At 54.9% G+C, this 16,804-nt stretch carries 16 protein-coding genes; 4 read left to right on the top strand and 12 right to left on the bottom strand.

The window, feature by feature from the left end:
• Positions 1 to 148: 148 nt before the first annotated feature.
• Complete coding sequence (gene dsrB / locus CNE01S_RS22805) at positions 149 to 337, bottom strand: protein DsrB (RefSeq protein WP_039294781.1); 189 nt, start codon at positions 335 to 337, stop codon at positions 149 to 151.
• 129 nt (positions 338 to 466) lie between these two features.
• On the opposite strand from dsrB, the gene yodD reads away from it, so the two are divergent.
• Complete coding sequence (gene yodD, locus CNE01S_RS22800; protein WP_061278848.1) at positions 467 to 700, top strand: YodD family peroxide/acid resistance protein; 234 nt, start codon at positions 467 to 469, stop codon at positions 698 to 700.
• Between the two features lie 439 nt (positions 701 to 1,139).
• Here the strand turns inward: yodD and dgcQ are convergent, their stop codons facing one another.
• The 3 genes from dgcQ to CNE01S_RS22785 all read right to left on the bottom strand — a co-directional run bounded on the left by dgcQ (position 1,140) and on the right by CNE01S_RS22785 (position 4,174).
• Positions 1,140 to 2,897 (bottom strand): cellulose biosynthesis regulator diguanylate cyclase DgcQ, encoded by a 1,758-nt coding sequence (gene dgcQ / locus CNE01S_RS22795; protein WP_245874412.1) that lies wholly within the window; start codon positions 2,895 to 2,897, stop codon positions 1,140 to 1,142.
• A gap of 87 nt (positions 2,898 to 2,984) precedes the next feature.
• The gene (locus CNE01S_RS22790) at positions 2,985 to 3,164 is read right to left on the bottom strand and encodes a YodC family protein (RefSeq protein ID WP_038481580.1); all 180 of its coding nucleotides are present in this window, start codon (positions 3,162 to 3,164) and stop codon (positions 2,985 to 2,987) included.
• Between the two features lie 92 nt (positions 3,165 to 3,256).
• Positions 3,257 to 4,174, bottom strand: coding sequence for a DUF808 domain-containing protein (locus tag CNE01S_RS22785; protein WP_369406094.1), 918 nt, complete (start codon positions 4,172 to 4,174; stop codon positions 3,257 to 3,259).
• Positions 4,175 to 4,343: 169 nt separating this feature from the next.
• Here CNE01S_RS22785 and yedA point away from each other — a divergent pair, with 169 nt between their 5' ends.
• Entirely contained in the window at positions 4,344 to 5,261 is a 918-nt protein-coding gene (gene yedA / locus CNE01S_RS22780; protein ID WP_061278842.1) for a drug/metabolite exporter YedA, read from the top strand.
• Here the strand turns inward: yedA and CNE01S_RS22775 are convergent, their stop codons facing one another.
• The 3 genes from CNE01S_RS22775 to CNE01S_RS22765 form a co-directional block, all read right to left on the bottom strand.
• Positions 5,262 to 5,762 (bottom strand): very short patch repair endonuclease, encoded by a 501-nt coding sequence (locus CNE01S_RS22775; RefSeq protein WP_061278839.1) that lies wholly within the window; start codon positions 5,760 to 5,762, stop codon positions 5,262 to 5,264. It abuts the gene before it with no gap.
• A 12-nt stretch (positions 5,763 to 5,774) separates the two neighbouring features.
• Positions 5,775 to 7,184, bottom strand: a complete 1,410-nt coding sequence (locus CNE01S_RS22770) for a DNA cytosine methyltransferase (RefSeq protein WP_061278837.1) — start codon at positions 7,182 to 7,184, stop codon at positions 5,775 to 5,777.
• Positions 7,185 to 7,277: 93 nt separating this feature from the next.
• Positions 7,278 to 7,973 carry a phosphohydrolase gene (locus tag CNE01S_RS22765; protein WP_061278835.1) on the bottom strand — a complete coding sequence of 232 codons (696 nt, stop codon included), beginning with the start codon at positions 7,971 to 7,973 and terminating at the stop codon, positions 7,278 to 7,280.
• Positions 7,974 to 8,513: 540 nt separating this feature from the next.
• Here CNE01S_RS22765 and CNE01S_RS22760 point away from each other — a divergent pair.
• Together CNE01S_RS22760 and CNE01S_RS22755 are read left to right on the top strand one after the other, a co-directional pair.
• On the top strand, positions 8,514 to 9,071 hold the full coding sequence (locus tag CNE01S_RS22760) for a hypothetical protein (protein WP_061278833.1): 558 nt from the start codon (positions 8,514 to 8,516) through the stop codon (positions 9,069 to 9,071).
• Between the two features lie 41 nt (positions 9,072 to 9,112).
• The gene (locus tag CNE01S_RS22755) at positions 9,113 to 9,652 is read left to right on the top strand and encodes a hypothetical protein (protein WP_061278831.1); all 540 of its coding nucleotides are present in this window, start codon (positions 9,113 to 9,115) and stop codon (positions 9,650 to 9,652) included.
• 126 nt (positions 9,653 to 9,778) lie between these two features.
• On the opposite strand, the gene CNE01S_RS22750 is transcribed toward CNE01S_RS22755, so the two are convergent.
• The 5 genes from CNE01S_RS22750 to drpB all read right to left on the bottom strand — a co-directional run bounded on the left by CNE01S_RS22750 (position 9,779) and on the right by drpB (position 16,445).
• On the bottom strand, positions 9,779 to 11,317 hold the full coding sequence (locus CNE01S_RS22750) for a fructose PTS transporter subunit IIA (protein WP_061278827.1): 1,539 nt from the start codon (positions 11,315 to 11,317) through the stop codon (positions 9,779 to 9,781).
• 12 nt (positions 11,318 to 11,329) lie between these two features.
• Entirely contained in the window at positions 11,330 to 13,918 is a 2,589-nt protein-coding gene (locus CNE01S_RS22745; protein WP_061278825.1) for a glycoside hydrolase family 38 N-terminal domain-containing protein, read from the bottom strand.
• A gap of 109 nt (positions 13,919 to 14,027) precedes the next feature.
• Positions 14,028 to 15,143, bottom strand: a complete 1,116-nt coding sequence (locus tag CNE01S_RS22740) for a PTS fructose transporter subunit IIC (RefSeq protein WP_061278822.1) — start codon at positions 15,141 to 15,143, stop codon at positions 14,028 to 14,030.
• A complete protein-coding gene (locus CNE01S_RS22735; protein ID WP_061278820.1) occupies positions 15,136 to 15,450 on the bottom strand; it encodes a PTS fructose transporter subunit IIB in 315 nt (104 codons plus the stop codon). Before CNE01S_RS22735 ends, CNE01S_RS22740 begins: the two co-directional genes overlap by 8 nt.
• 722 nt (positions 15,451 to 16,172) lie before the next feature.
• Positions 16,173 to 16,445, bottom strand: coding sequence for a cell division protein DrpB (gene drpB, locus CNE01S_RS22725; RefSeq protein WP_061278816.1), 273 nt, complete (start codon positions 16,443 to 16,445; stop codon positions 16,173 to 16,175).
• Between the last annotated feature and the right edge of the window lie 359 nt (positions 16,446 to 16,804).

The following is a 16,804-nucleotide window of genomic DNA, read 5'->3' as shown; positions in this document are numbered from 1 at the left end:
AAGTGACGGTGACTTCCCCAAGCCGTTCACAAGTTCTGTGGTGACATATGAAACAGGACTGGAAGTGAACGGAACCTTAGCCAAGCCGCCATAGAGCTCATCGGTGACAAAAAGACAGCTTCCAGGGTGAGGGTCATCCCCCCAAAACCTACTCTTCGCTCTCCACAAAAATCCCGTCCGGATGACCCGACTCATTAAAGAACCAGATCCCGAGCGGATAATCCTCCAGCGACACGAGATACATCGTACCTTCGTTAAACGGCTCCACCGCCAGGACTACGCCCGAACGTCGCGGGCCTCCATCGGTCTTTACGGTCACCCGATCATTGATTTTCATGGTTATTTCCTCCAGAGACATTGCTTGCCATTGTAGATCAAAAACCCTTTGAATGCCCTTACTCCGGGCAGACTGGCACATTATCTAAAACGGCTATACTTATGGGTGGTAGTCAGCGAGGGCAAAGTGATGAAGACCGTGAAAATCAGCGGCAGCGCGGCGCATCAGACAACGGAAGTGGATGTTGACGCACTGCTTGCCGCCATCAACGAAATTAGCGAAAGCGATATCCGCCACGCCAACAGCGATGAACATCCGCAGCGAGTCAGCGTGGATGGGCGAGACTGGCATAGCTATAAGGAACTGGCGGATGCTTTTGAACTGGATATTCGGGATTTTAGCGTGAATGAAATTAACCGCTAAGAAAAGCATCCCGGCCGGGGAGCCGGGATGAAAACTTGCTGAAGCAAGAAGCACTTGAAATTCGTTACATCAGGAAATCTGATGTGTTGACCACATTACCTTAAATTTTATTGAATACAAGGATATATTCTTTTCAAGAATGCCTGTCGCCGCACATATTCACGCAGCGAATTTGATTCCAATCCCTTGTTAACGCATTTTTTTAAACCTGACGCCCGCCTCAAACGGCCCTTTGAGCACTGAAAAAATTAAGATTTATCCTAAACTGAATAACCAAATTTCACTTACCACGCCAGGATGTATGAAAAATAAATGCTCATTTGTCTCACCCGCTATGTGGCAAAAACATTACGCTTGCTTCAGCGAACGCCCCTCTTATATAAACGAATAAAACATCAGCAATGCTTATATGATATAGCGGCCACTCACGTCGGGAACATCAGTCCTGCGTACAAACCTGGTTGCGGCCGTTCTGCTTCGCCTTGTACAACCGACGGTCGGCAATCGACTGCAGATGCTCAAAATCATAATCGTGCCGCTCATGTGCGCAGCTAACCCCAAACGAAGCGCTGATTTTGAGGGTCTGTCCGGCCTGTAAAAGCAGCGTTTTGGTATTGATGCGGTGCCGAATTCGTTCGGCAACAGCCGCCGCCTCTGGAAGCCTGGTGCCCGGCAGCAGCACGCAAAACTCTTCCCCCCCCACTCGCCCGGCAACATCCTCTTCCCGGAGAGAGGAAGCAAGCAGCGCCGCCGCATGAGACAGCACTTTATCGCCCACATGATGCCCGTAGCGATCGTTAATGCCTTTGAAGAAATCGAGATCCAGCTGGATAACGGAGAAAGGTTTTTCTTCGCGCTGGCAGGTCTGTGCCATACCGTGGGCGATATCGAAGAAGGCGCCACGATTGTAGAGCCGGGTCAGGGTATCGTAATTTGCACGCCAGCTTAATGTCTGCTGCAGCGTCAGCATATTGTTGACCAGCCGTCGGATAACGCGCCAGGAGATGAACAACATCAGCGTAAAGAGCAGCCAGAGCACCGTCAGCACAATGCTGATCCGGCCAAACTCCCCCTGCACGCCTTCATCCAGAGTGTGCACTTTGATCAGCACGCCGTCAAAGTTCATCAGCTTCGCCCACGTCACGAAGCGGGTATCCATTCGCAGCTCACCCTCTTCTCCGCTTTCCATCGAGCGGGCAATCTCGGCCTGCTGCTTTGCGTTAAACACCGGCGCGGGCGACACGCGGTCAGCCGCCGTAGCAATCAGCGAAAACTGTCTGTCAAACAGCATAACCGTGCCTTCATATCGATCGTGAGAAAGCGCCTGAAGGAATTCATGCATGGCGTTGATGGGAAAATCCATCGCCAGCACGCCATACCAGCGGTTATTCAGATCCAGCGGCACCGACGCGGTGATTATCTGCCCGCTGTGGCTGCCGGGATTAAAGGTGTGGGTCCACTGGAGGCCGCGGCCGGGGTTATTTGCCGGTGACTGGGCGACAAAATAGGGCTGGGCAATCAAACGATGGTAGAGCGAAACAACCGCCGGGTCGTTTTCCGGTGGCGTGCTGGAAAGGAAAAAGCCCGCTCTTGAGGCGTAAAATACCCGCCGCTGAAGGTCCCGTTTAGCGTCGGCAAGCTGCATGATGTAGCTGAACTCCAGCGCCGCCCCCAGCTCAGGATAAAGCCAGTTTTCATCGCGGCTAAGCAGGCTGTTATGGGCGACAAATTCGTCGGAAACACCGCTAATCGGCATCCCACGATTAAGATCCAGCTTCAGCTGCCAGTAGGGTTGAGTCCGCTGGACGGCGAAATCAGTCAGCGTTTTACGAGAAATATCGGTGGAAATGGGCGACTGCAGCGCATAGTGCATGGTGTTGCGGTAAAACAGCAGGTTATCAATGCTGTGCTGCAGCTGCCGGTCCAGCGCGGTAGCGACGTTATCCAGGCTGTTACGCTGATTAGAAATATAGGCGGATTCCAGCACCGCTACCTCACGCCAGGTGAGCAGAGTTGAGCAAAGAAACACGACGATAAAACAGAGGTTTACCACCCGCTGCGGTCGTTTATAACGGCTTAAAAACCGCTCAAATGCATTACCGATCAAGGGGGATTCTCCCTGGCGGGCGACCCGGGCCGCGGTTATCAACTCCTCCCGGAAATGCCAGAAGAATGAAGTCATGGCAGATTTTGCCATCGCGGAAGCGCTTTGTCGAAGATAGCCCACGCTGCGGCGGCATAAAAAAACCCGGCAATGCCGGGTTCAGTGAGAGAACCAGAGGCTTCACGCCTGGTGATGCTCCCTGGTTTCAACTGGCGCCAGGTCGTCCTCACGGAACGCCTCGCGCTTTACGCCATAACCGTCGTACCACCGGCACTCCACCATGCCACTGGAATAACCCGTGACAATCATGCGAGGACCACCGTTTTTACGCCGGACTTCATCGCTGACCACATAGACCATTGCCGCCTCCGGCGTTAGGGGTGAAAACCTCTAAAGGTATAGCCAGGGGTCAGCGTTTTTTCCTGACTAAAGCGATATTTTTCTTCTCGAACTTAGTGCGAAGCGCCGCCGCGGAGGTGGTTTATGCCGTTCACCACCAGCAGCACAATACCGCCTGCGATAAAGCCAAGCACCAGATTGGCAAGCGTGGGGCCAACAAGCTCTACGACGCCGCCAAACTGGCCCGCCCATTGCTCAATGCCGTGATGCAGCACCGGCACGCCGTGCACCAGAATCCCGCCACCAACGAGGAACATCGCCAGCGTCCCGACAAACGTGAGGATCTTCATTAGCCAGGGAGCAACAATAAGCAGCCCTTTTCCCACGGCCTGAGCCAGCGCCGCACGTTTATCCGCCAGCCAGTATCCGAGATCGTCAATTTTCACGATCATCCCGACCAGCCCGTACACACCAATCGTCACCAGAATCGCGATACCTGCCAGGATAAGCACCTGATTCAGCAGCGGCGCTTCGGCCACAATGCCAAGCGTAATGGCGACGATTTCCGCCGAAAGAATAAAGTCGGTACGCACCGCCCCTTTTACCTTATCTTTTTCAAAGGCCATCGGATCCTGGGCAGCTATAGATTCCAGCCTCGCCTGTTTTTCCTCCGCGCTTTCTTTGTGCTTTCTCGCCTGCAGGCTGTGCAGCACTTTTTCTACGCCTTCAAAACATAAAAACGCCCCGCCCACCATCAGCAGCGGTGTGATTGCCCAGGGCGCAAACGCGCTGATAACCAGCGCCAGCGGCACCAGAATCAGCTTATTGAGAAACGAGCCTTTTGCCACGCTCCAGACGACGGGCAGTTCCCGATTCGCCCTCAGGCCAGAAACCTGCTGAGCATTCAGCGAAAGGTCATCGCCCAGTACGCCTGCCGTTTTTTTTGCCGCGAGTTTGCCCATAACGGAAATGTCGTCCAGCAGCGTGGCGATGTCGTCGAGCAATGTGAGTAAGCTACTTCCAGCCAAAATATCTGTCCTTATTGATGTCGTTATCCAAGAGTATGAAGCAAAAAGCGCTCCGCGAAAAATCGCCGTCCTTGTCAATAAAAATTAACATTACATCAACAAGTATAATGCTCGCTATCCGCCGCCTTTTGGCGTTAACTGTCGGCCTGAAATTGGTGTCTGGTGAGGGATTATGCGAGCTCGTTCTGGTCAATTAGTGCCGCTGATAGCGGCACTGTTTGCGTTGTACATTATCTGGGGATCAACCTATTTGGCGCTGGCTATCGGGGTGAAAACCTGGCCGCCGTTCATCCTCGCGGGTACGCGCTTTATGCTTGCTGGCACGCTGCTGATGGGCATCCTGCTGCTTCGCGGCCACAGGCTGCCAAAACTGCGCCCGACGCTCAACGCCGCCCTCATCGGCGTGCTTCTGTTGGCCGTAGGCAACGGCTGCGTAACGGTTGCCGAGCACCAGCATGTGCCTTCCGGCATTGCCGCCGTGATGGTCGCCACCGTGCCGCTGTTTACCCTCTGCTTTAGCCGCCTGTTTGGCATTAAAACGCGCAAGCTGGAGTGGCTCGGCATTGCCATTGGCCTCGCGGGTATTGTGCTGCTGAACAGCGGCGGCAATCTCAGCGGCAACCCCTCCGGCGCTATCTTAATTCTGATTGGTTCCCTGAGCTGGGCGTTTGGGTCGGTTTACGGGTCACGCATCGAACTCCCCGAAGGCATGATGGCCGGCGCGGTGGAAATGCTGGCAGCCGGGATTGTGGCGCTCAGCCTCGCGGCGCTCACCGGCGAGCGGCTGACAACGATGCCGGACACTTCAGGCTGGCTGGCTCTGGGCTACCTCGCGCTTTTTGGCTCAATGATTTCCATCAGCGCCTATATGTACCTGATCCGCAATGTGTCCCCGGCGGTGGCCACCAGCTATGCCTACGTGAACCCGGTTGTGGCCGTGCTGCTGGGCACCACCTTTGCGGGGGAAAACCTTTCGACGGTTGAATGGCTGGCGCTGGGGATCATTATTTTCGCCGTGGTGCTGGTCACGCTGGGTAAATACCTGTTCCCGGCCAAACCGGTTATTGAGCCTTGTGAAGTGGAAAAATAGCTATTCCGCGGCCAGCGTCTGCTGGCCGTTGTCGTTTTGCTGATGAATCCCGGTCACGTTAATTTCTGCGCTATGCCCGCCGCTGCAAATCCACTCTTCTAAACGTTCACACAGCGCCAGGTCGCTCATTTTCTCGCGGCCACGCAGCGCACATTCCCAGACCACCAGTACCCGCCAGCCCTGAGCGAGCAGAAGCCCGGCATCGCGTTTATCTCTTGCCACATTGCGGCCAATTTTATCCAGCCAGAAGTCGGTGCGCGTGGCCGGGACTTTAAACAGGTGGCAGTCGTGGTGATGCCAGAAACAGCCGTGGGTGAAGATAACGCAGCGGTATTCATCCACCACAAAGTCCGGCCTGCCGGGCAGGGTTGCGTCCTGAACGCGAAAGCTAAACCCGCATTCTACAAGCAGCCCGGCAAGGCGTTTTTCAATGGCGGTGTCGCGCGTGGCAATTGCTCGCATGTTTTTACTGCGTATCGCCTTGCTGTGTACATCCGCCATTTCTTCCTCCGCTTAGCGCTTTTTCACCGCTTGCTTGATGACCGGCTCCAGCAGTTTAGCCACGGCGGCAAACGCGGGAACGACAACGGAGTTACCAAACTGGCGGTAAGCCTGAGTATCGGACACGGGAATGCGGAACGCTTTCCCCTTCGGTGATTCAAAGCCCATCAGCCTGGCGCATTCACGCGGGGTCAAGCGGCGCGGCCTGTTCAGTTGGTTATCAGGATGGCTAAAATCAGCCTCACCCAGCGCTTTGTCCCAGCCGCGATCGACCAGAATCTCCGCGCCATCTTTGAAATAACGGGCAGATAGCGTTCTTGCCACGCTGGCCGGGTTCTTCGGGTCAACCAGCCCGAAGCCAAAGCCGTTCCCTTTAGCCTGGTGCTTCTTCGCGTAGTTATAAAGGTACTTCCACAGCGTCGGGGTCAGAACATATTTCGCCTCGACCTCATCATCCAGCAGTTCGCCAAACGTCGGGCGGCGAGCCGGATAGAAATCGCTGAGCCTTGTTAGCGTCACCGCCGAGTCCAGGTTCAGGTCACGGCGCGTGCCGATCAGCACGATGCGCTCGCGGTGCTGCGGCAGGAAGTTTTTGCCGTCGACAATTTTCGGGTCATCGCGCCCGGTGACGGCGGCATCAGCCACGTCATAACCCAGTTCGTCCAGCGTTTGCATGATGATGCGGAACGTGTTGCCTTTATCGTGGCTCTTGAGATTTTTCACGTTCTCCAGCACAAAAATCGGCGGGCGTTTGGCGGCAATGATCCGCGCCACGTCGAAGAACAGCGTGCCCTGAGTTTCACAGGCAAAACCGTGCGCGCGCCCAAGCGCATTTTTCTTTGACACGCCCGCCAGGGAAAACGGCTGGCAGGGGAAACCGGCCAGCAGCACATCGTGGTCGGGCAGCGTGGCCTGAATGTGTTTCGTCGCCTGCTCGTCCGTTACGTCGCCACGGTTGCTGAGCGTCACGTCGCGAATATCTTCATTAAACTGGTGCTGAGCCGGGTCGCAGTACCAGTTTGCCTTGTAGGTTTTCACCGCATGTTTGTTCCATTCGCTGGTAAACACGCACTGCCCACCAATCGCCTCAAAGCCGCTGCGAATGCCGCCGATACCCGCGAACAGGTCGATAAAGCGAAAAGCATAGCGGCCATGATGCGCCGGCGGCGACGGCAGCATGCTATGCAGCATCTGCACTTCCACCTCGGTTAAGCCCCGTGGTGCAGACTTGCCGTTATACCAGCGGTTCAGGGATTCGCGCGTCCAGTCACCTCCCACCTGTCGCAGGCGCAGGGCGACGGTTTTTTGATCGTAGATTTCCAGTAAGCGGCTGACCAGGGCGTGATCTTCTTCTTGCTGAGTTTGTTTGTGGCGCTGTGCCTGAAGGGAGAGGTGTTCTGCTATCGCGTCAAGATCGTTCATCGTGAACCAAAGATGGGAAAAGGGAGTGAAACTGTATCACTGATTTGACCCAGAGAGAACGGAAACAGCCCGCAGACGCGCGGGCCGGGAAGATTAAGCCTGTGATTTAAAACGCTGCAGGACCTGCTCGTCTACCTGCAGGTAATCGCCTTTCAGCTCGGCGCACAGCTTCGCCATATAGCCGACGAGGAAATCTGCATTGTGGTGCGCCAGCGCGCGCCCGGCTTCGGTTTGCATTGTGTCAGGCAGGCGCAGAAGCTTTTTCTGGAAATGATCCACCGAGTACTGAGTATCGTCCAGCTCACGGTGCTCGGCCAACGGATCGTCGCTATCAAACAGCGAGCGCCCCAGCGCGCCGGAGACATAAAACACGCGCGCCAGGCCTATCGCTCCCAGCGATTCCAGCCTGTCCGCATCCTGTACCACTTTGGCTTCCAGCGTCTGTGGCGCTATAGCGGCGCTAAAGCTGTGGGCACGCACCGCATGGGCAACATTGTCATAAAGCTCGCGGGGAAAGTCAGGGAAATGCGTTTCCAGAATGCGCAGCGTTTCCTGCGCGGCCTGCGTTGAGGCCAGGTGGCGCTCAGGGTGATTCTTAGGCAGGTTCACAATGTCATGGAAATAACAGGCGGTCAGCACCACAAGCCTGTCTGCCTCCGTCCCTTCCATAATATGCTGGGCGGTTTTCCATACGCGGCGAAAATGCGCCACGTCATGGGCTTTGTCGTCCTGCGCCCAGTTCTCTATCAAATACTGCTCAAACTGCTGCTGCCAGCGGGCAATCGGCATACACGTACTCCCGTTCTCGTGAAAAGCGCCAGTCTGAGTATAACCAGATTTATGACAATAAAATGACTTCCTCGTGAAACAGATTCGCCGATGCCCCGCAGCGCTTTTGCCTTCCCCTAAAAAAGCCGTTCAATAACGTTTTATTTTCGCAATCGTGAACATTTCCACTATGGCGGAATATTATAGTCCAAGTATTTCTTTCACTGAAATTAATTACGTCGAGGCGTTAATGAATTCTGTAATAGTAAATTCGCCAGTTGCTACCCAGCCCGAATCATCACGCAAAAACCACTCACCCCTTAACACGCATTGATATGACCCCGATCAACACCACCCCCCAATTAAAGATAAATTAACACCCATAAAAGTCTTAACCAGAACTTAATTAAACACTTATAGAAGGAAAATCGCCGTCATATCCAGGATTATACCGCCGCGATAGATAGTAAGCTTTGCTTTGGGTGGATTTTGCTATCCGTCTATCCGTAAGGATTACCTCAATAATCCTCAATAATCTTGTATCTATAGGGAACTTAGAATATGAAAAAGAAATTACTCTTCGCCTGTTTTGCGGCAACAGGTATTTTTTCTGCCAGCACGGCACTGGCTGCACCGACCTGGATTGACGACGATGTGTTTTCCCTTGACGTTAAACCGGCAGTGGTGAAAACAAGTACGCTATCCGTAAATGCCTCAAACACGCTCACTTCGGAAGGAAACATTGGACCTAATCAACTATTATTTACTCTAAATATAAGTGCAACTCCAGAAACAAAAATCGCACTAGGGGCGATCAATGAGTACTCCACCAATAAGGGTAGTTCGATACGATCGACAGGCGAAATACTCAGCAATGCAGGTCCAGCAAATCGCCGAATCGGTGGTCTTATTCCAGATGAATACAAAAGCATGCTGACAAATAATAGTGATTATTTCCCTACGGGGGCAAGTATGGTAGGCAATGCGAACGTGATTTTATTAAGTGGTGAAGAGCTTTACGCAATCAATGTTACCACCTCTGATAGCTACTCCGTTGAGGATTATATTCATCCTGGCACATACACTTTCAGCTTTGTTGCCCAGGCATATACGGAATAACCTTCGCAAGGCCTATTAAAATTTAATTTCAGGTGATACTTATGACATATAAAAATTCATTCTCGCTAATTGCTTCGGGTCTTTTATTTGCTTTTAATGTTTTTGCTGCCCCTGTATTTCAGGGCACTCCTGTGATTACGCATGCAGATGTGGTCGTTAAACAAGACAGTCAAATCTATATGAATGCTACCTGGATTGACCTCAAGCTTCCAGAAAACTCAGATGAACTCATTGGGAAACGTTTCTTTCAACTTGAAGTTGGCTCTACCGATGCTAACAATAAAATTTCATTAGCCGGAGGCAATGAAACCATTATCCAGAGCGATGGTACTGTATACAGTGCACAGGCACAGAGAGACGGTACCCGCCTCGTTGGTATCGTGGATGAAGCCTATAAGAACCGTATTACTGCCGACACGGCGTATTTACCCGCTGCAGCAAATAAATCTGCTGATGCCGCCGCCCTGCTGTTTTCCGGTAAATCAGACTATACCTTTAACATTAATGGCGCAGACATCACACAAAATGTCACCCCGGGTGAATACGTTTTTAGCTTTGTCGCTCAGGCCTATACCGAATAATTAATCACTGAGCAAAGCATAAGATGCCTGCTTGCCACAGGCATCTTATGCTTCACCGACGCAGTGAACCGGGACTGCATACGCGGTCCCTTTCTTATCAAAGCCCTCGCCTGAACATCACCAGATTTATGGCGCGATGATGACCTCTTCGCGGAGCACATTGACCATGCTTTGCGCCGTAGCCGCAGTCAGCAGCTTTTCACGGAAAGATTCATGCATCAGCCGCCGGGCTAAAACTGAGAATATCCGCATATGCTGCGCCTGCGCCTGCTCGCTTAGCGTCAGCATAATCACCAGCCGCACCGCCACGCCGTCTCCCCAGTCCAGCGGGTCCGCCAGCCGCAGTACGGAAATACTGCTGCGGGAAATCGCGGCCGACTTGCAGTGCGGAATGGCGATGGAAAAGCCCAGCGCGGTGGTAAAGACCGCTTCACGCTGCCAGATAGCCTGTTCGGCGAGCGTCGCAGAAAGCGCCCGCCCCTGAACGTTAAGGTTATCCGTCAGCCGTTTAATCACCTCCTGCTTGTCATGAAGCTTTTCATCCAGAAACACCAGCGCCGGGCTGAGCATGTCCGTCTCCTCACCCGCTGGTTCAGCAGCAAGCTTTTTGCACTCCAGCTCATACCAGCGCAACGCCACATTATCGGGTGCCGCCAGCACAAACCCGTGTCCGGCGCCCAGCATGTACGTCCCCGCTCCTGCGGCAAAGAGCGGCGTCGTTGAGGCCAGGCACAACAGCGGCGTCGCAAACGCCCGGGCGAGTATTGCGGTATGGGACGTTTCGCCGCCTGTCGGCATCACGACCCCCCGCAGAAATGGCCTTCGCAGCATGAGCAGCTGGCCCGGCGTCAGCACGCCATCGGCAATCACCAGCGCGTCTTCATCCAACTGCGGCAGCCCCAGCCGCAGGTCACCGGTCAGTTCGGCCGCAATCCGCAGCCCCAGGTCAAAAACATCCAGCTCCCGCTGGCGTAAGTATTCACTGTCGCTTTGCCGGAAAGGCTCCCGCAGTATGTCCACCGCTTTCGCCAGCGCGGCCAGCGTATTGCGAGCGTCATGCTCGTCCAGCAGGCATTCTTCAACTGTTTCATCTTCCAGCAACTGGCTTTGCGCATCCAGAATCTGCGCCGCCTCGCCCGCTTGCTGGCTGATATCTCCCCGTAAACGCAGCCGCGCAGCCTGCAGGGCGACGATCAGCCGCTGTTGCTGCAGGGGAAAAGGTTCCTCATCGTGCCGCAGCGCCAGGGCGTGAAGGTCGGTCTGCTCAACAAAAACGGCCTTTGCCAGCGCTGCCCCCGGACTGACGCCCTTCCCTTGCCAAACAGGGGATGCACTTCGGGAAAGAAACACCGGCAGCGGTTGCTCTTCTTCAACGGCAGCGGCCAGCGGCGAATCACTCTGCGCGAACTCATGCTCAATAAAATGGCCGAGCGCCTGCCGGGCCGCCTGCTCGTCCGGGCCTTCTATCAGTAACTGGCACTCCTCTCCACCGGCAACATCAGTCCCCACCAAAGCCAGGACGCTCTTTGCATCCCCCTGGCGTGATTTAGTCTGGTTCACTAACGTCACGGAGGAAATAAAGCGTGAAGCCTGCCGCTCAAGCGCGCTGGCCGGCCTGGCGTGAAGCCCGTTCACCAGCGGGCAACGAAATAACAATGTCTGCATGTTGATAGCGCCTTATTCAAATGAGCGAATTAGCCAGGAAACCGGCGTGCCTGCTGCGACGGAGTCCGTTGGCGTGGCAGGTCTTTCCGCCAGCGTGATCTGCTGCGGTATCCCGTTTGCCGTTGGGGGGCGGTTGTCCAGTTTCGTCAGGCCAGGGTTCCAACCTCTGAGCACCAATGCGTCTTCGTTTTGCGCTTTTTTCAGGGTGCTGAAATGCAGGGGGCTTTCCCAACTCAATACGCTGAAGTGCGGCGGGAAGGATTTCCCGTGGGGATTAGTGCGAAAACGCGACCAGCCAGAATCCAGGTAGCCCGATGCCGGGGTGCGCCATTGTTCGACCGCCTGCCAGAACGCCGGGCTTTGCCCGTTGTCCATCGGCATGACGGCAAAATGAAACGCATGGCGGCCAGGTATTTGCGAGTCAGGAGCAGGCAGCACCATGCCGGAAGCCCGTCCAGGCCGCCATTCCAGCGCAGGCTGTCCGAGCCAGCCCACGCTGCGAAACAAGGTAATCGCCAGCGTATCAGGCTGCCCGACAGGAATTTCGTACTCCCGCAGCCCGGCGGTCACCACGCCGAGGCCGCGTCGCGCATGGTGCATCATCACCAGGCTCTGCATCGGCCACAGCGAGGCGGGCGCTTCCGTCCAGTTTTCCTGCTGCCAGATCTCAAGCGCACGAGGGACATTTTCACGCTCGATCAGGCCAAAAGGCTGATCGGCAAAATGGGTCGCCTGATGTACGCCGGTGGGCAGTTCAATCTGCAAACGGTGGTCACGCAGCGTGTTGTTAACTTCAACGGCGACATCCAGCCACGCGCTTTCATGCGGCAGGGAGATAGTCATCACCACGTCCAGCCGGGCATCAAGCCGCCTGGCCTGACGTGCCTCGGCATCAGCAGGGGCAGGCATGTCCAGCGTTAGCTGCAGGGTGTCCTGGAGCACGCCGCGGGTCAGCATGGCCTGCTGCAGGCAGCCTTCGCTGTTAATCTTCCAGTCAACCGCCGGGGGCGAATAGTTATAGTTGTCCCCCGCGTCTTCGCCATCGACCAGCCGCAGGATGTGCGGGTAGACTTCGCCTGTGCGTTTATCGGTCAGCGTAAGCTCTCCGGCTTTATGCTCCAGCCGCAGCCAGGCATTTTCCAGGCAATCCATCTCCCCGGACGGTTTATCAAACCCGGCGGCTTCCCCTTCCTGTAAGTAAAAGGTTTGATACCCACAGGCTGGCAACACCTTCGCCTCCAGCAAAATATGGCATTTACGATACCAGGTGGTTGTGGTGCTGTTGGAAAGCTCCTGCACCACCAGCGACATGTCCTGAGGCTCTTCACGCAGCAGCTGCCAGCGGCACGGATTGCCCTCGCCATCCACGATGCGAAAGTCCTCTTCCGGGGTATAAAGCGTGAGGCTCACCTGCGCATCGCGCCGCGCGGGTAGCGGGTTAAAGACCACGATTTTTTTACCCTGCTGGCTCGCGGTAATGCCTTCCGCAAGCATTTTCATGTTCAGGTCAAACAGCTGTTCGGCGCTCTCTTTGCCGGACTGCAAACGCCCTTTCACCATCTGGTTAACGCGGTCTGAATTACAGCCGCCGATGCTGTCGTGGGCGTGAGATTGCATCGCTTCCCGCCAGATGCACTCCACCGCCTGCTGCGGATAAGGCAGCCCGAGCCGCCAGCTGAGCACCAACAAGGGCTCCAGCGTCTGGCTGACAAACTGTTCCAGCGAGGCATTGAGCTGCTTAATATCCATTCGGGTAGAGAAAATGCCGCGATGAATGCGCATGTATTTAGGGCTGAGCAGCTCGCCGCGCAAAACAGGCAGATCGCGCTCTTCTGCCCGCAGGGCGGCGAAGAAATCGCTAAAGCTGCTACGCCTGAAATGGTACTCACTCTGGCTGGCATTCAGTTTTTCCAACGCGCCAGGCACCGCAAATTCGAACGGGGACTGATCGTTGCCGTTAGGGAGCAGAAGGTGATTCGTGGCGGAAAAACGCCCCTGTTTTTCCAGGATCGGCGGTAATTTTTCAGCCAGCTCCTGCGATGCCGTGGGCAGCCACTTCGCGCAGCCGTAGCCCCAGGGAAGCACGGCGGTGAACACCTGTTGCCCACCCTGCGCCTGCCAGCAAAATTCACTGGTCGGCACATCATGCTCGCACCACCCGCGCCAGAGCACCGCGCTGTCGATGGCAAATTCGCTTAGAAACATCGGCAACTGCGCGCTTTGCCCGAAAGAGTCTGGCACATAGCCCACCGGCATATAGCTCCCCCAGGCTTTGCAGTCCGCCAGCCCAATCAGCAAATTGCGGGTTATCGACTCCGCGCCCACCACCAGGAAGTCGCTTTGGGTGTACCACGGGCCAATCAGTACCCGCCCGTCGGCAATCAATTTTTGCAGACGCGACCGGTACTCTGGCGCCACCTGTAAAAAATCCTCCAGCATTACCGTTTGGCCATCTAAAATAAACGGACCCAGCGCTTCGTCCTGCTCCAGCCGGGTGATTAAATCCAGCATGAAATAATAGAGCACGACTTTTGAGTCATTCTCGGTGAAATACCACTCTCTGTCCCAGTGTGTGTGCTGAATTAAATGCACAGTCTTCATAATGTCACCTTATTAGCGGCTGATGAGGCACATTTAAGGCGTAGCTATCCCCGGTATGAAACACCGTAAAAGCACAGCCCATACAGCCTGAAATAAATTAACCGGGCGGCTAGCGCCCTACTTTAAATTTAGGCACGGCAGCTGAAGGTTTATTTTCAACGACAGTTTCACCCCGAAACACTAATAACGAACCCACGGCAATAATCCCCGCGCCGACGGCAATAGACAGCACATAAATGGGCCATTTATCTACCGCCAGCCAGCCGTAAAAGCCCGAAATCGGCGCATGATTTACCGCCCCCAGCCCGACGGCCAGCGCGGCCCCGGTGGCCGAGCCAACCACGTTGATGACGATAATTTTGGGGTTTGCCAGCGCGAAAGGTATTGCCCCTTCAGATACGCCAATCAGGCCCATCAGCGTCGAAGCCTTGCCCGCCTCTCGCAGCGAAGCCGGGAAGCGTTTAGCCCAAATGAGCGTTGCAACCCCGAGGCCAATCGGCGGGACGATAATCGCCACCTGCGCGGCGGTGTTGGGGTCGTAAATCCCGGAGGCCAGCAGCGCCATCGCGGTGGTCACCGCCGCCTTGTTCACCGGGCCCCCCAGGTCAAAGCCCACCATCCCGCCCACGACGGCCGCCAGAATGATTTTGTTCGTCCCGGACATCGCCAGCAGCCAGGCTTCCATCCCGTGATTCAGCGCCGCCAGCGGGCCGCCGATAATAAACGCCATCACCATGCAGGTCAGCAGCGTGCCACCCACCGGCAGGATAAAAATGGGGCCAGCCGAGGCCAGCGCAGCAGGCAGTTTGATCCAGGTTGCCAGCGCCCGCACGATGTAGCCCGCAACAAAACCGGCGGCGAGCGCCCCAAGAAAACCGGTTCCCAGGCTGCTGGCCAGCAGCCCGCCAACCATTCCCGGCGCCAGCCCCGGCTTGTTGGCAATGGCAAAGCTGATGTACCCGGCGACCACCGGCAGCATCAGCGACAACGCCAGGCCGCCAAATCCGTCGAATTTATGCAGCATCTGCACAATAATGCTCGCCGCCTGAGCGTGGCTGGCATCCCAGATATTATCAATGCCGTAGAGCGAAGCGCCGATGCGCGCAATACCCATGATCACCGCCCCGGCAATGACAAACGGCAGCATCCATGACACCCCGGTCATAATGGCATTTTTGACCTCTTTGCCGGTCGACATCCCCGCCTCTGCCTTGAATTTAGCCATTTGCTATCTCCGCCTCTATCGCCTCAAACACGGCCTCGCCAAACTTTATCGGGTCGGCCACGCTGCACTCTAGTTTCATCATGCCGTCAAAACGCTCTTTGCCGGTTATCGCCACATCCGTCGCGAGAATCACCGCGTCGGCCCGGGCAAGATCGTCGGCGGTGATTTCGTTTTCGACGCCCATACTGCCCTGTGTTTCGACTTTCACTTCATGCCCACGCTGCTGACCCACCAGGGCCAGGGCTTCCGCAGCCATGTAGGTATGGGCGACGCCCGTAGGACAAGCTGCAACACAAACGATATACATAACAACTCCTTATCTGGCTGAAGAGTGGCAATAAAAAAAGCACAATGGCTGAAAAGCGCATTGTGCTTTGGGGACGAACAGGGGCCAGCATCGTGGCGTCTCCGGCGTCACCGCCGGCATGAAGACACATCATCAGCTGATGCAGGCTGGAAATACGGCACAGGAAAGAAAGTTCATAGCGTTTGCGAACGGCCAGACGGCGCGGACGTACAACGCTATGCCTCGCTTTTAATAATGGGAAATGCGGATGCCGAAGCGAATGATAGAGATCCTCTGCGCTACACCAGAGCCGGGACCAATTTACGACACAGACGTTATCCAGCGAATCAGAATAAACGGAGTCGTCTTTTTCCAGTTCGCTCACGCTATTAAACCAGCAGCTATTATTCAACCAGACGCGCGCCCTGCTGCCGAACATCAGCAGCATAAAGCGATAAAGCGTTATGATTCGAACAATATAAACGTGCATAGTTTCCCCCATAAATCTCCCCGCAGTGTAGACAGTTAGAAAAATAACAAACGTGACTTTACGCACAGTTATATAAATACTAAAAAACCCTCTTTTTAATAAGGAATAAATAGCATTGAAGTGTACAGGGAAAATTAAATGATGCCGGGAAAAAGCATGAGATAAATAGGATGGGTTCAGCGGAAAGTTTTAAAGCTGGAAGGTATACATCCTGAGCCACGCAAAGGCTGGTGGCTCATCGGACAATCTGGATTCAACGCAGTCTATTTTCCCTGGCGCGAACGGGATAAGCACGCGGCCTTGTGTACCAGGCTACCCAGCCCAGCACTGCCGCCACGGACCCGAGCACCAGTAACCCCATCAGCGCCCCGAGGAGTTTACCGCTGAAGGTGCCTAAATCGCCGCTGGTTACCCCACTAACGACCCAAAAGTAACGCACCATCGCCCAAACGATGTACAAACAAAAAGCATAAAACAGCCACAGCGCAATTTTTCCACCGGGGCTGCGAGTTGGTTTCGCATCCATAACGTTCGACCTAACTTTCTTTCAACTGGAACTAAAACGGGTGTCGACGACAGTTCCACTGCCGCCTGAATGTGATTTTTATCACACTAACGCATTAGGTGAACCGCTATAAGCGTTAAATTTTGTTTCAAATCAAAGCCAGTGGGGCATAAATCAGCTTTGCCAGCGGGGTTTGATTTAGCTTAAGGAAAATTCTTAATCGTGGTGATGCCTCCCGCCGGATGGTTCGTTTATATTCTCTGCGTCTTTTAGTTACAGATATCCGCACTTATGCGGGCTGGCGGATTTTCCGTTCACTTCCAGCCTGTTTTATCTGTAGCTCCCGAACCGGTGAACGTCTTAGGGGAGCCACCGTCGCT

This window comes from Cedecea neteri NBRC 105707 = ATCC 33855 (genome assembly GCF_001571265.1).
In the GTDB taxonomy this organism is placed as follows: domain Bacteria; phylum Pseudomonadota; class Gammaproteobacteria; order Enterobacterales; family Enterobacteriaceae; genus Cedecea; species Cedecea neteri.
The sequence above is the reverse complement of the archived record's forward strand: the minus strand, read 5'-3'. Positions and strand labels throughout refer to the sequence as shown.